We start from the raw sequence: 13965 nt of genomic DNA, 5'->3' as shown, positions 1-13965 counted from the left end.
ACGAAATCCCGGCCAAGACTATGCTTTTCTTAACGTTAATCTGATTGTGTATGGTTTGGGTAGTGACTGCAATACATGTTAGTAGTTGTGGGAAGAGCAACACTGTCGGTATGCTGACCCACATTGGTATATCGGGATACGAACAAGAAAATGCCAGAGCAGGCACGCATTGTAATTGTTGAAGATACACTGTCGCTGGCGCGCGTGTATCAGGATTACCTGCGTGCCGATGGTCACCTTGTCGATCATGTGGTTAGCGGCACAAACGCCATCGAACGATTGCGTCATGATCCGCCCGATGTCCTTGTTCTTGATCTTATTTTACCTGACATGGACGGGCGCGAGGTTCTCAGGGTTGCTTCACAGATAGCACCGGACTGCAAAATCGTTGTCATCACCGCACATGGATCAATCAATGTCGCTGTCGAGGCGATGCGCGAAGGGGCATGGGATTTCCTTTTGAAGCCCTTTACCGCAGACAAGCTGCGCGACACCGTGGCAAAGGCTGTCAAAGGCGCACCAGCACTTCAGAATGCGCCCGATGCCGTTCCGGAGCTTGCTGACACCGACGAGATGTATTTCGACATCATCGGCGGGTCGGAAAACATGCGCGATATCTATCGCATCATTGAAAATGCGGCACCCAGCCGTGCGACCGTCTTTATCACCGGTGAGTCCGGTACGGGGAAGGAACTCGCCGCTGAGGCGATCCACCGTCGCTCGGAACGATCCAAGGAACCCTTTATTCCGCTTAACTGCGGCGCCATCCCCAAAGACCTGATGGAAAGTGAGATTTTCGGTCACGTCAAAGGGGCGTTTACCGGTGCGGTTTCCGACCGCGAGGGGGCGGCACATCGCGCGGCAGGCGGCACGCTGTTCCTTGATGAGATTTGCGAAATGGACCTTGATCTGCAGACCAAGCTTCTGCGGTTTATTCAGACCGGGTCCTTCCAGAAGGTGGGCGGCAGTTCGATTGAAAAGGTCGATGTGCGCTTTGTCTGTGCGACCAACCGCGATCCGCTTGAAGAAGTCCGCTCCGGTCGCTTTCGTGAAGACCTTTATTATCGCCTGCACGTTATTCCGCTGCATATGCCGCCGCTTCGTGATCGCGACAATGACATCCTGCAGATCGCCAATTTCTATCTTCAACGCTTCACGCGTGAAGAGGGCCGCGACTTTGAACGCTTCAGCCCCGAAGTCTCCGCCCTGTTTGCCCGCTATTCCTGGCCGGGCAATATTCGCCAGTTGCAAAACATCATTCGTAACATCGTTGTCCTGAATAACGGCACCGAGGTGACGCTTTCGATGGTGCCGCGACCGGTTAATAGTGGATCAGAAGGCGACCAGTTCGGATCGGGCACGATTGAAGCCCCGCCTCCCCATCCGGTCGTCTCAAACGAGGCAGGCGGTCCCGGACGCCTGTGGGAAGGCGACCCCGAAGCACTGGCCTTTCTGGCCGGGGCGCGCCAGATGCGCAAGGTGGTCGAAAACCATCACTCCGAACGCAACAGCCATCTTCTTGGCGCCAGCGTTGGTGTCAGTGTCGGATCGGACGACAGTTCCCACCTGTCACCATCGGCCTTGCCGCGTTCTGGTGGGCTCGGTTTTGGTGAAATCAAACCACTCTGGCAGGTCGAAAAACAGGCGATTGAAGAGGCGATTGAACGTTGCGGCGGTTCTATCCCGCGAGCAGCAGACGCGCTTGGCGTTAGCCCATCGACCATTTATCGCAAAAAACAATCCTGGGAAGAGAGCGGTCATTAGACCGTCTTATCAACCTGCCTGTTTCCAGTCCGTCATTGCCTTTTCAAGACGATCCCAATCGCGTTCATGGCCGGGCAGGCCAAAGCGAACCTTGTTCGGGTCATGGTCAAACAGACGCACCAATATGCCCTGCTTGCCCAAGTGATCGGCAAGTGCGTCACAGTCAGATCCTTCGTAGTAACGAAACAGGCTGGTGCCGCCAGTTAGAACGAGTTGGCTGTTTTCCGAGATTATCCGATCAAGGCGTTCTGCATCTGAACTGAGGCGCGCACGAGCGTCTTCTTGCCAGTCCTGATCCAGCAGGGCCGTGGTGCCGACAACAAGGGTGGGGCCGGGGATCGCCCAAGGACCGATGCGGTTTTCAAGGTCTGAGGCAAGATCAACTGCCATCACCGCACAGCCCAGTCGTGCGCCTGCCAGACCAAAGAACTTGCCGAAGGAGCGCAAAATGATGGTGCTTGGCATCTGATCAATCTGCGAACATACCGACTGGTCGGGTTTGCAATCCATGAAGGCCTCATCGACAAGAAGCCAGCAGTTTCGGGCATGGGCCAGCTTGCCGAGTTCGACAATGTCAGACGGGGCAAACAATGCGCCATCCGGGTTGTTGGGATTTACCAGAATAACAACGGCTCCAGGTGCTGCCGCCTGCAGAATGCTTGTTGCATGCGTGATCCGGTCTGCGGGGTCCGTTTGATGGATGTCGCAGTCATACCCCGCACGGCGCCAGCATCTTTCATGCTCGCCATATGTCGGGCCCATCACATTTACTGTTCCTGCCTGCCCACCTGACCGGTCTTTGAGCCAAAACGGGATCGTCTGGATCAGGGCCTGCGTGCCGGGGGCTGCAACCAGATGTGCGGACGTTGGCAGGCCGTAATATTGCTTCGCTGCGGCTTTTAAATCCTCAAGCTCTGAGGTCAGGGGCAGGCGTTGCCAATGGGTGCTGTCGATCTTTGGGACCGGATAGGCGATCGGGTTGATACCGGTCGATAAGTCCAGCCACTCCTTTGCAGGAATGCCGTATCGGTTTGCCGCCCGATCAACCGCACCACCGTGACTGATCGGTGATTGTTCCGTTGGCGGGATGGGTTTGTTTGTCATGGCTTAAGCAAACCTGATTTGAATGCGTTTGTAAGTGGGCACTGCGCGGTTTGATCGATTTTCCGCGCTTGCCATTGCCGGATGCGCTGCGTATCGTCCGGCCATCCTCAATACCGGACATTTTCCCATGATCACACCCCAAAAAGCCACCGACATAGAGGTCTGGCAGAAGCTTAATCCGCAGCTTTCGATTTCGGACGGTGTAATGCCGCGTGCTGATATTGCCGAAATTGGCGCGGATCACGGTGGTTTTGACGGTGGGGCGCTTTCGGACCGGTTCTGGGATGAGGGGTATTTTCTGATCCGTGATGTCTTGCCGATCAATGAGCTGGCGAAGCTGCGCACCGGGATCGAGACACTTGTTGCCAATGGTCTGTCGCCATCGCTGATTTATCTTTATGACGAAGCGTGGGATGTGTTTCGCCGTTTGCGCCCGCTTCTGACCCATTTTCTTGGCGATAGGATCGCGCTTTTGCCGCACTTCTGGGCATGGCAAGTCGACCCGCGCACCGATGGCAGCGGCTGGCCGCCACACCGGGATTATCAGGGGGAAAGTGCGATTGGCGATGATATGCTGATCAGTCTTTCGCTTTGGGTGCCGCTCAGTGATGCGACACCGGACAATGGCTGCATGCATGTTTTGCCGCGCAATTTTGAAAAGCGATACCCGGCACCCGTGACAGAGCCGGGGGAAGTCCGTTTGCAGGATATCCGTGCGCTTCCGGCTAAACCAGGTGCCGTGATGGGATGGCGTCAGGACGTTTATCATTGGGGCGGACACGCAAGCCCGCATGCCGAAGAACCACGGATCAGTCTGTCGCTTGAATTTCAGAATGCTGCCTTTGACCCGCTTGCCGATGAATTGTTGGGGCTAGATCGTCCACCGACATTTTTGAAACGCCTGGCCTTGATTGCCATTCAGTTTGACAAATATCGTCATATGCAATCGATGGATGCGGATACGCTGACATGGGCCCGCGCGGTTGTGGACGCATGTGCAGCCAAGGGCCATATAAAACAGGTGCCGTCGTGACATCGTCGTTGGTCGTGGTTGAGAAAGATGATGGCTGATGGGATATTGGCACCAACAGCACGAAATAAGGTGTGCAGATGGAATTGATTGAGACCGCCCGGTTTGACGAGCTGTGCCAAGCTCTTGGTGCAGAACAGGTATTGATGTTGGTGAATTTGCTTCCGGCTTCTTACGAGGAGGAACGCGTGCGCCTGATGGAGGCGGCCAATAGCAAGGACGCTGATGCCATTCATCGATCTGCCCACGCGATCAAGGGCATGGCCAGAAACATGGCCGCAGGGCAACTTGCCGAGGCGGCACTCGTCCTTGAAAGCTTTGACGGTGATTTCGGTGATCCGCTTTTGGCACAGATCGCAATGCTTGATCAGCTGGTCAGCGATACGGTTGCTGCCATGCAGGCATCCCTTGCCGCCAGATAACTACCATCCCGCCATGGTCGGCGTGGAATTCCTAAATAGGCAGACCTGTCAGGTCTGCCTTTTGCGTCAGATTTTTTTGATTACAGCTCAAATCGTTAGGCTCGAAGTCGGCAAAAAATGGCTTTGGGGAATAGAAAACGCGTCAAATCCCCCTACATGAAATATGGAAGTGCTCCAATTTATCAGCACAAAACACTGAACCAAATACAGTGCCGAGACTGCTTATGACCGTCCAAAAAAGGAGGCAAGAGTGGCGAGCTATAAGAAACTCTCTGGAAATTCCGATCAGGAAACTTCTGCACGTCGTCTGAACGGTGCGCCGACCTATGACAAGTGGCGCCGTGATGATCTTTATCATCTGGCCGCGCAGAAGGGGATCAAGGACCGGGCAAAGATGTCCAATCAGGAATTGGTGGATGCCCTGAAACGAGCGCATTAGGGCAATGCGTGACAGGCCTGTTGTTTTATCTTGATGTTGTAAAGTACCGGTTTCATTCCTGCTGCTGAATTCGTATACAGTGGTATATTGAAGCTCGCCAATCGTGGTAATCCGATCTAGGTGCCACGCGACTAACGTCGCGCTTGAAAATACCCGGCTTTGGCAGTTTTGTAGAATGGTTGTAAATCAAGATCCGCCCGATTGGCTGATCTGACTGTTTGTTAAAGTGAACAGTCACAAAAACAAAAAACAGGAAACTGGTTTGAAGCCCCACGCCGTGCTTTTTCTTTTCGCCCTGCTGCTGGTGCTGGTCAATCCGGCATATCAAGCAAACGCCCATACGACCGAAACCAATCCTGGCGGTTCACCCGTGCGTGTCGCCTTTATCAATCCCGGTTACGGTGATCGGGGTTTCTGGAAAGACGTGCGCGATACCATGCAGGCGGCGGCCGATCAGTTTGGCTATGATCTGCTGGTTTTTGATAGCAACCGCGACAGCAAAATGATGATCGAAAGTGCGCAGAAGGTCTTTGCCCTTGAACCAACACCCGATTACATCATCGCGGTTAACGAGCATCAGCAGGGTACACGCATCGTTCTGGAAGCCGAAGAACGCGGTATTCCCGTGATCATGTTGCTCAATGATCTGACGGACGAGCAGAAAGAGAATTACGGGTATCCCGGCAAGGACATCAAAAACTGGATCCTGTCACTGACCCCGGATAATGAGCGGGCCGGATATGACATCGCCAAGTCCCTGATTGATGGTGCACGCCTTAAAGCCGACAATCAGCAGCCGGGGCCACTTTGCCTTCTGTCGATCGCGGGTGACCGTAACACGCCGGCATCCTTGCAGCGGTTGGACGGTCTTGACCATGCGCTCAGCCGGTTTCCATTGCTTCGTGAGCAACGCCGCCTTGTCGCGAACTGGTCATATGATGAAGCTTATCGGCAGACTGAAAACTGGCTGGATCGAGATGGGTGTGTTGATGCCATCTGGGCGGCAAATGATGATATCGCACTGGGGGCTATTGCAGCGCTTGAAAAGGCCGGACGCAAACCGGGCAAGGATGTATTTGTTGGCGGTTTGAACTGGTCCCCTGATGGCTTGCGCAAAGTTGCGGACGGCGAAATGACAATTACCCATGGCGGGCACTTCTTTGCCGGAGCCTGGGTAATGGTATTGCTTCATGATTACATTCAAGGTGTTGAAATCTTGTCCAAACATCCCGAAATCACATTCAGGATGGAAGCGATCACACGGGACAACATCTCTTATTTCGTTGATATTCTGGGCAGCAGGAATTGGAATAGTCTGGACTTTCACCAGTTCAGTATTGCCAATTCACCGTCAGGGACCGAATATAACTTCGGGTTGCACGGCGGCGTCGCCGATCTTGAGTAAGGCACGATGTTCCGGGGATCGGAACATTAACCGGGGTAACAGTGTTTGGCAGGAAAGCCATCAGAAAAGCGTGACAACGTGCTTGCCAGCATGAAGCTGGGCAGTACCATTGCGGCACGGCAGTTGAAATATTCTCTATTCCTTGCCGTTGCTCTGGGACTGCTGATTGTGGCAATTCGCGGGTATCAGGATTACTACTGGCTTGATGGTGTCTATCAACAGGGCAACCAACGCCTGATTTCATCGAGTGTACCGGTTGCAACGCAGGTGCTGGCCAAACACGACCTTGAATTGGCCGAAGTTATGGCGCGCGGGATGCTCAACAATCGTTCTATCGCGCGCGTCACCCTGACCAACGCCGATGATGGCATCTTCTATGAATTGAAACGCCCGGCTGGCGAAATACCGATATCGCGCTGGGCAGAGAAGATGTTTGCCGGTCTTCAAACCATTACCGTTCCTGTACGCGATCCCGACCGCCAACCTGTCACGACGATCGGCGAGATGGTTGTCGATCTGAACCCGCAGGTCTATGTCGACGCCTATATGACGCGTCTTTCGTGGTCTTTTCTGGCGACGATGGTTCTCGCTGCGGTGATGGCCATGGCCTTTGCCATGATGAGCTACTTTATCTTTTCACGACCGGTCATCAGGCTTGGCAACTATATCGTCAACGCCGACCCGACCGATGAAAGCCGTCCTTTGCAGATGCCACCGGAACATCGCCATGATGACGAGGTGCAGCTGCTGGGCTCCGTAACGGTTGGGCTTTTCGGGATGATCCGTCAGCAGCTTGGCCAGTTGCGCAAGGCGCGCGACGAATTGCAGAACGCAAACATTACGCTGGAAGAACGCGTCAAACAGCGCACGCAAGAACTCAATGAAGCAATGAGCAAGCTTGAAGTGCTCGCGTCCACCGATCCACTGACCGAATTGCCAAACAGGCGTGCCTATCTTGCGCGGCTGGATGAAGCCATTTCGATCTGGCGCCGTCGAGATACGCCTGTATCCGTCATCCTGCTTGATATCGACCGGTTCAAGGCGCTCAATGATACCTATGGTCATCAGGCGGGGGATGCTGTTCTGGTTGCCTTGGCTGAGATGCTGAGAAAGGCTTTGCGTGCAATCGACCTTCCGGCACGTATGGGCGGCGAGGAGTTCGCAGTTCTTTTGCCTGGTGAGGAACTCGAAGGTGCCATGATCCTTGCGGAACGTCTGCGTAAGGAGCTTGAGAAGAGCAGCGTCGATTTTGGCGGCAGCAAACTGAACTTCACGTCGAGCTTCGGTGTGTCCGGTTTGCCGTCCTCTGCCGGGATGGCCGCATTAGACCCGGAAGTCGCCAAACAGTTTGATGCCCTGCGCAAAGCGGAACGTGCCGATATCTCGGGCATCCTCTATTCGCTTGCCGATCAGGCGCTCTACAAGGCCAAGGAAGAAGGCCGAAATCGTTGCCGACTGGCCGATTTCAAGTCACTTTCCGAATTCAAGGAAGTTTTTCCGTTCGACGTCTGACCGTTATCTTCGGCGGACAGTAAGTCGTGTGGGACGGGTCAGTTTCGCCCGTCGTCATTGCCCTGTCGGGAAATCCGGATGTCGCGGTGGATTGAGACACTCATCAACAGGCCGAAGCTGACCAGAATGGTCATCATCACCGTCCCGCCATAGGACACCAGCGGCAACGGCACGCCGACCACCGGGATCAGGCCCATCACCATTGCAATGTTGATAAAGACATAGAGGAAGAAGGTCGAGGTCACACCAATCGCGACCAGGCGCCCGAACTGGTTCTGACAACGCAGCGCAATGACATAGCCATAGGTGATGACCAGCGCATAAAGCCCCAGCAACGCCATGCCACCCACCAGACCGAATTCCTCACCCAGCATGGTAAAGATAAAGTCGGTCTGTTTTTCCGGCAGGAAGTTCAGATGACTTTGCGATCCCAGCATGAAGCCCTTGCCAAACAATCCGCCAGAGCCCAGCGCAATTTTGGACTGGGTGATGTGATAGCCAGCCCCCAGCGGATCATTTTCCGGGTTAAGGAAGGTGAGAACGCGGTTTTTCTGGTATTCGCGCAGGAATTGCCAGCCAATCGGGATCGCGGCAAGCGCACTGCCCAGAACAAGCGCAAACTTCCAGATCCGCACGCCGGCCAGCCAGAAAATAACGCCACCACCGGCAATCAGAAGCAGGGTGGTGCCAAGGTCGGGCTGACGCAACACAAGTGCGGACGGCGCCAGCACCATCAGAATGGGCGGAATCAAAAGCGGGATGCGTCCGACATCCTCTGGCGTCAGGCCATGGAAATAACGGGCAAGGGCCAGCACCAGCGAGATTTTCATCAATTCGGACGGCTGCAACTGGAAGAAACCGAGGTTAATCCAGCGCTGTGCGCCCATGCCGATATCGCCCTTGATCTCCACCCCGATCAGCAAGACGAGTGCTACGAAATAGGAGAAATAGGCAAGCCTCAGCCATATGCGTATGTCTGTGACCGCAATAACGATCATAAGTGCCGCACCAACGGCAAAGCGCATCATCTGGCGTTCCGCCCATGGCTGCAGCGAACCGTTGGCCGCGGAATACAGCATGGCAAAGCCGATCCCCGACAGGGCAGCGATCAACAGCACCAGCGTCCAGTTGAGCAACAGCAACCGGCGGCCGATCGGTACGTAATCGGGATCTTCACCAATACGAAACTTGCCTGATGCCATGGCTTAGCCCTCGTCCTGATTGGTTTGGGCCGTGTTGCGGCGCAGGTTAGCGCTGTTTGGAAGGTCGGCAGCCGAGATGCCCTGACGAGCAGATTGAAGCTCCTGGGCCTTTTGCAAAAGGTCGCGGACAATCGGTCCGGCGACGCTTGAGCCGCCACCACCGTGTTCCACCACCACAGCGCATGCATAGCGCGGATTATCCACTGGCGCAAAGGCGACAAACAGGGCGTGGTCGCGGTATTTCCACGGCAATTCATCGTTATCAAGCACGCCGGTCGTCTGGCGTTCACGCATCGTGATGCGGCGGACCTGACTGGTGCCACTTTTACCAGCCATTTCCATGCCCTTGATGTCAATTCGCGCACGATGGCCCGTACCACGCAATTCGTTGGTCACCCCGTTCATGGCATCGCGCACACGCGCAAGGTTAGCGCGGCTGACCTGAAGTTCGGGGAATTCTTCGGCTTCGCGGCTGGTGACACCTTCGGGCGTGACATTATCGCGCGTCAGGTGCGGGCGAACGGCCTTGCCCGATGCCAGGCGGGCGGTCATGGTGCAAAGCTGTAGCGGCGTTGCCAGCACGTATCCCTGCCCGATAGAGGCAATCAGCGTTTCGCCACCCTGCCAGCGTTTACCAAGCTGGATTTCCTTCCAATCCTTGGTCGGTATCAGCCCGCTGCGTTCATTGGGCAGGTCAATGCCGGTATCTTCGCCAAGGCCAAGCTTGTGCGCCATGGCGGCAATCCGGTCGATGCCGATTTTTTGCGAAATTTCGTAATAATAAACGTCGCAGGAATGCTTGATGGAATCATGCATGTTCATCCAGCCATGACCGCCACGTTTCCAGCAGTGGAAACGCGCATTGCCAAGATCAAGATGACCGTTGCAGAAGAAGCGCTGGTTGGGGGTAATGATCCCTGCTTCCAACCCGGCAAGGGCGACACACATCTTGAAGGTCGATCCCGGCGCATAGGTACCGTTGACCGCCTTGTTCGATAGCGGTGCATAGGGGTTGTTGACCAGACTGTTCCAAAGCTTGTGCGAAATGCCGTTGGTAAAGGCATTCGGGTCATAGGTCGGGTGCGACGAAAGGGCAAGCACCTCGCCATTATGGATGTCCATAACAACGGCAGAAGCACTTTCCTGATCCGACAGGCGCTGGTTGGCAAAGCGCTGCAATTCAAGATCAAGGGTCATGACAACCGTGTTGCCGCTATCACCTTCTTCGCGTTCAAGTTCGCGAATAACGCGGCCCAGCGCATTGACTTCCACCTGACTGGTGCCTGCGGTGCCGCGCAGGGCAAGGTCATAGACCTTTTCAACGCCGCTTTTGCCAATAGTAAAGCCCGGCAGCTCCAGAAGTGGGTCGCCCGTCAGTTCCTTTTCCGACACTGCCGCGACATAGCCCAGCGTATGGGCAAGGTGCGGTCCTTCGGGATAATCACGCGATCGACCGGCATCAATAATCAGGCCGGGAAGGTCCGGCGCATTCACGCCAACGCGGGCAACTTCATCCCATGTCAGATTGTCGCGCACCGTGACCGGTACGAACGAACGTCTGCGTTCAACATCGCGTTCGACGCGTTCAATGGTGTCGGGGCCAAGTTCGATGATCTGATCAAGGATTTCCAATGTGCGGCGAACATCTGGTGTTTGTTCGCGCACGATCATGATGTGATAGTTCTGCCGGTTGACGGCAAGCGGCGCACCAAACCGGTCGGTGACCAGTCCGCGTGGCGGCGGCAACAGGCGGTGCGAAATACGGTTTTCATCGGCCAGTGTCTGATAGCGGTCGCTTTCAAGCACCTGCAGGTAATACATGCGTGCCGCAAGACCCGTTAGCAAAACACCCTTGCCCGCGCCAAGCATCAGGGCGCGTCGGGTAAATAGTCTGAACCGGTCTGAGTCACGATGCCACATGGGCGATGGATACCTGTATTTCGTCGCTGGCCCGAAGGCCGGGTGTTCAAATTCGGGGCCGTTTTATCCCGGTTGGTCGGGGATTAAAACCACCTTGTCCCAGCATAACCGTCAGCTTAGCCAATAGCCGTTGCCAAAACATCAATATCGCGCAGTTTTCCGCCAGCGCAAGTGGCCTTACACATAACGTAGCAGGCTGTTCTGCGCACGTGCCAGAACCCAGGCAACAGTCGGGAACAGCACAGCGGTCAGAACATAGCTGATCAGGGTTGCCTTGATGGGCAAAAGAGCCCCGATCAAGGCCGAACTCAAAAGCCACTGAACCAGAAGGGCCGGGATCGCAACAAGGGCAAAGCCCCACCACATCACGCTGAACGGCTTGTTATGGAAGAAACGTCCCTGGCTTGCCGACCCAGTCTGGACCAGCAACAGAACAAGCGAACTGACACCAAGCGGCAAACCCATCAAAAGGTCCTGCAAAAGGCCAAGCAAAAAGGCAGTAACCCCGGTCAGAAGGTCCGGACGGTTCACCGACCAGTAAAACACGGCCATCAGGGCCAGTGCGGGTGATGCCGTTGATAAAAGCGGCACACTGATTGGCAGAAGGTTGATCAGCAGAAGGACAAAAACACTGAAGGCAGGAAGAAGGCCGCGCGCAATAATGTCCAGTCGTTGCCAGACGCCGGGTTTCACTGGGCTTCCCCTGCCGGATCCGGTGTGGCCGGAACAATACCAACACCGTCAGGAATGTCTGGTGAGACGTCGACGGTGTTTTCATTATTCGCCGATTGGCTTTGCTGGATACGTTCGTTGCTCAGAATACCGTGCAGGCCGTAATCGGCAACGCGCAGATATTCAAGCTGATGGCGGCGGAACATCGGTGCAACCCGAACCGCATTCTCCGAAACCGATGACACAACCCCGATCGGAATACCCGGCGGGAAGGCGCCCCCATGACCGGATGTCAAAATGCGATCGCCCGGGGCGACAGCGGCATCGGCAGTCAGGAAGGTCAGAAGCGGACGGTTTGTGTTATCGCCCGAAAGAAACGCACGGTCGCGCGAATTCTCAACCACGACCGGCACGCGCGAGTTGATGTCGGTAATCAGCAGAACACGCGAAGCTTGATAACCAGCCTCGGCAACGCGGCCAACCAGACCTTCATCGGAAATCACGGCCTGACCCTTGGAAACACCATCACGGGACCCGGCCGAAATCATCACACTGTGGGCATAAGCACCGCCCATATCGGCAATCACGCGCGACGTCACCAGATGCAGTGCAGGCGGGGAGGTGTACCCCGCCAGATCGCGCAGGCGAGCGTTTTCATGCGACAGATTGCGCGCAGCTTGCTGCCAGGCCAGCAGATGCTGGTTTTCACGGCGCAGGCGCTCGTTCTCTTCGTAGAGATGGGCGAGGTTGTAAATTTTGTCGGTCAGCTCATTGATGCTGGCCGCAGGGCGGGAAACGATATTCATGACCGGGGATACGAGATCGGCCGACGCCGCACGAATGCGTTCGATCAGAACGGTATCGGCCTTGCCCAGAAGCATCAGGCCAAAGGCCGAAAAAATCAGCAGTATGAAAGCGAAGCGGTGAAGGGCCGTGCGTAACGGCGAAAAGATACGCTGCTGCGGACCACCATGCTGTGCCAATGTATTCCCCGCGAATTCCCAAAAGGTTGTTCTTCATCCCGTGCGGGATATTCAACCATAACGAAATCACCGAGTCGCGTCCAGTAAGGATACGACCCGGTGATAAAAATTCAAGCCGACCTTGTTTAGTATGCTGTGTGCAGAACGTTACGCAGCATTTTCTTCTCTTCGAGTGCGCGACCGGTACCCAGTGCAACACAGGAAAGAGGATCGTCAGCGATCGAAACCGGAAGGCCGGTCGCATGACGCAGAACATAATCAAGGTTACCAAGCATCGCGCCACCACCGGTCAGGACAATGCCCTTGTCGACGATGTCAGCAGCCAGTTCCGGCGGGGTCTGTTCAAGGGCGACTTTCACCGCCTCGATGATCGCCGATACCGGTTCTGCAAGGCTTTCTGCGATCTGGCGTTCAGAAATCAGAAGTTCTTTCGGAACGCCATTCATCAGGTCACGGCCACGAATTTCAACCGTTGCGCCATCACCGTCATCCGGGGCGCAGGCCGAGCCGATTTCTTTCTTGATGCGTTCCGCGGTGCTTTCACCAACCAGAAGGTTATGGGTGCGACGGATATACGCGATGATCGCTTCGTCCATCTTGTCACCGCCAACACGGACCGAACGTGCATAGACGATACCGCCCAGCGACAGAACGGCAACCTCGGTGGTGCCGCCGCCGATATCAACAACCATGGAGCCGGTCGGCTCGGTCACCGGAAGGCCGGCACCGATTGCCGCAGCCATCGGTTCGTCGATCAACCAGACCTTGCGAGCACCAGCACTTTCAGCACTTTCCTGAATGGCGCGGCGTTCAACAGCGGTCGAACCGGACGGTACGCAGATGATCACTTCCGGGCTCGCGAAGTTGCGGCGGTTGTGAACCTTGCGGATGAAGTGCTTGATCATTTCTTCGGCGATATGGAATTCCGCAATAACGCCGTCACGCAGCGGGCGGATCGCCTGAATGTACCCCGGGGTACGACCGAGCATTTGTTTGGCTTCTTCACCAACCGCAAGGACCTGTTTCTTGCCTTTTTCGTCGGTAATGGCCACCACGGAAGGTTCGTTCAGGACGATGCCCTGCCCGCGTGCGAAAATGAGCGTGTTGGCCGTACCCAAATCGATGGAAAGATCGTTTGAGAACAGGCCGCGTAGTCGTTTAAACATTCCGGATGAGTAGCCTAAGAAGGGTCAAGTAGTGGTGCGGCAGCGCTCTCGCTGGACGTTAACTGGTGGACTTGGATCGAAGCTCCCCTATAATCCAGCCGGCAAACTGATCCATGGCTTACGCCATTATGGAGCCACATCGCGCGAACGCGATGACGCCTTGCTCGGTTGCCGCCAGTGCAAGCGTCCAGGGCGCGGCTAGCGCTACTCTACATTGAGGCGAAGTTGTGGGCAAGCATTGGGGCGCAAGCCACTGGATTAACAAGATTTTCTCGAGATCGCGTGAACTCGCGATTCAAGCGCGAAACAGTATCATCAAAGCCCATCGAAAGACGTCTTAGGCATG

General features: G+C 55.5%; 12 protein-coding genes. 6 read left to right on the top strand and 6 right to left on the bottom strand.

The features are described 5' to 3' along the window. Nucleotides 1-150: 150 nt before the first annotated feature. Entirely contained in the window at nt 151-1764 is a 1614-nt protein-coding gene (locus tag CMO10_RS15650) for a sigma-54-dependent transcriptional regulator (protein WP_297024052.1), read from the top strand. A 9-nt stretch (nt 1765-1773) separates the two neighbouring features. Here CMO10_RS15650 and cobD read toward each other — a convergent pair whose 3' ends face one another. Continuing rightward, complete coding sequence (cobD, locus tag CMO10_RS15645) at nt 1774-2868, bottom strand: threonine-phosphate decarboxylase CobD (RefSeq protein ID WP_297024050.1); 1095 nt, start codon at nt 2866-2868, stop codon at nt 1774-1776. A gap of 127 nt (nt 2869-2995) precedes the next feature. Between cobD and CMO10_RS15640 the strand changes: the two genes are divergently transcribed. The 5 genes from CMO10_RS15640 (at nt 2996) to CMO10_RS15620 (ending at nt 7676) form a co-directional block, all read left to right on the top strand. Then, entirely contained in the window at nt 2996-3901 is a 906-nt protein-coding gene (locus CMO10_RS15640; protein ID WP_297024049.1) for a phytanoyl-CoA dioxygenase family protein, read from the top strand. Nucleotides 3902-3978: 77 nt separating this feature from the next. Next, complete coding sequence (locus CMO10_RS15635; RefSeq protein WP_297024047.1) at nt 3979-4320, top strand: Hpt domain-containing protein; 342 nt, start codon at nt 3979-3981, stop codon at nt 4318-4320. A gap of 250 nt (nt 4321-4570) precedes the next feature. Continuing rightward, complete coding sequence (locus CMO10_RS15630) at nt 4571-4759, top strand: hypothetical protein (protein WP_297024046.1); 189 nt, start codon at nt 4571-4573, stop codon at nt 4757-4759. Between the two features lie 262 nt (nt 4760-5021). Then, on the top strand, nt 5022-6164 hold the full coding sequence (locus tag CMO10_RS15625; RefSeq protein WP_297024045.1) for an ABC transporter substrate-binding protein: 1143 nt from the start codon (nt 5022-5024) through the stop codon (nt 6162-6164). Between the two features lie 45 nt (nt 6165-6209). Next, on the top strand, nt 6210-7676 hold the full coding sequence (locus CMO10_RS15620; RefSeq protein WP_297024044.1) for a GGDEF domain-containing protein: 1467 nt from the start codon (nt 6210-6212) through the stop codon (nt 7674-7676). Nucleotides 7677-7714: 38 nt separating this feature from the next. Here the strand turns inward: CMO10_RS15620 and rodA are convergent, their stop codons facing one another. The 5 genes from rodA to CMO10_RS15595 form a co-directional block, all read right to left on the bottom strand. Continuing rightward, nucleotides 7715-8878 (bottom strand): rod shape-determining protein RodA, encoded by a 1164-nt coding sequence (rodA, locus tag CMO10_RS15615; protein ID WP_044828337.1) that lies wholly within the window; start codon nt 8876-8878, stop codon nt 7715-7717. Nucleotides 8879-8881: 3 nt separating this feature from the next. Continuing rightward, nucleotides 8882-10798, bottom strand: a complete 1917-nt coding sequence (gene mrdA / locus CMO10_RS15610) for a penicillin-binding protein 2 (protein WP_297024042.1) — start codon at nt 10796-10798, stop codon at nt 8882-8884. Between the two features lie 177 nt (nt 10799-10975). Beyond that, a complete protein-coding gene (gene mreD / locus CMO10_RS15605; protein WP_297024041.1) occupies nt 10976-11491 on the bottom strand; it encodes a rod shape-determining protein MreD in 516 nt (171 codons plus the stop codon). Continuing rightward, nucleotides 11488-12453 carry a rod shape-determining protein MreC gene (mreC, locus tag CMO10_RS15600; protein WP_297024039.1) on the bottom strand — a complete coding sequence of 322 codons (966 nt, stop codon included), beginning with the start codon at nt 12451-12453 and terminating at the stop codon, nt 11488-11490. The genes mreD and mreC overlap by 4 nt, the downstream gene beginning before the upstream one ends. Nucleotides 12454-12578: 125 nt before the next feature. After that, on the bottom strand, nt 12579-13619 hold the full coding sequence (locus CMO10_RS15595; protein WP_297024037.1) for a rod shape-determining protein: 1041 nt from the start codon (nt 13617-13619) through the stop codon (nt 12579-12581). Between the last annotated feature and the right edge of the window lie 346 nt (nt 13620-13965).

This window comes from Thalassospira sp. (genome assembly GCF_002709775.1).
In the GTDB taxonomy this organism is placed as follows: Bacteria; Pseudomonadota; Alphaproteobacteria; order Rhodospirillales; family Thalassospiraceae; genus Thalassospira.
This window is presented reverse-complemented; position numbering and strand designations above follow the sequence as displayed.

What these genes read in the sequence shown, in the direction of transcription:
- CMO10_RS15650 (WP_297024052.1), top strand. Translation starts at nt 151, where the DNA reads ATGCCAGAGCAGGCACGCATTGTAATTGTTGAAGATACACTGTCGCTG.
- cobD (WP_297024050.1), bottom strand. Translation starts at nt 2,868, where the DNA reads ATGACAAACAAACCCATCCCGCCAACGGAACAATCACCGATCAGTCAC.
- CMO10_RS15640 (WP_297024049.1), top strand. Translation starts at nt 2,996, where the DNA reads ATGATCACACCCCAAAAAGCCACCGACATAGAGGTCTGGCAGAAGCTT.
- CMO10_RS15635 (WP_297024047.1), top strand. Translation starts at nt 3,979, where the DNA reads ATGGAATTGATTGAGACCGCCCGGTTTGACGAGCTGTGCCAAGCTCTT.
- rodA (WP_044828337.1), bottom strand. Translation starts at nt 8,878, where the DNA reads ATGGCATCAGGCAAGTTTCGTATTGGTGAAGATCCCGATTACGTACCG.
- mrdA (WP_297024042.1), bottom strand. Translation starts at nt 10,798, where the DNA reads ATGTGGCATCGTGACTCAGACCGGTTCAGACTATTTACCCGACGCGCC.
- CMO10_RS15595 (WP_297024037.1), bottom strand. Translation starts at nt 13,619, where the DNA reads ATGTTTAAACGACTACGCGGCCTGTTCTCAAACGATCTTTCCATCGAT.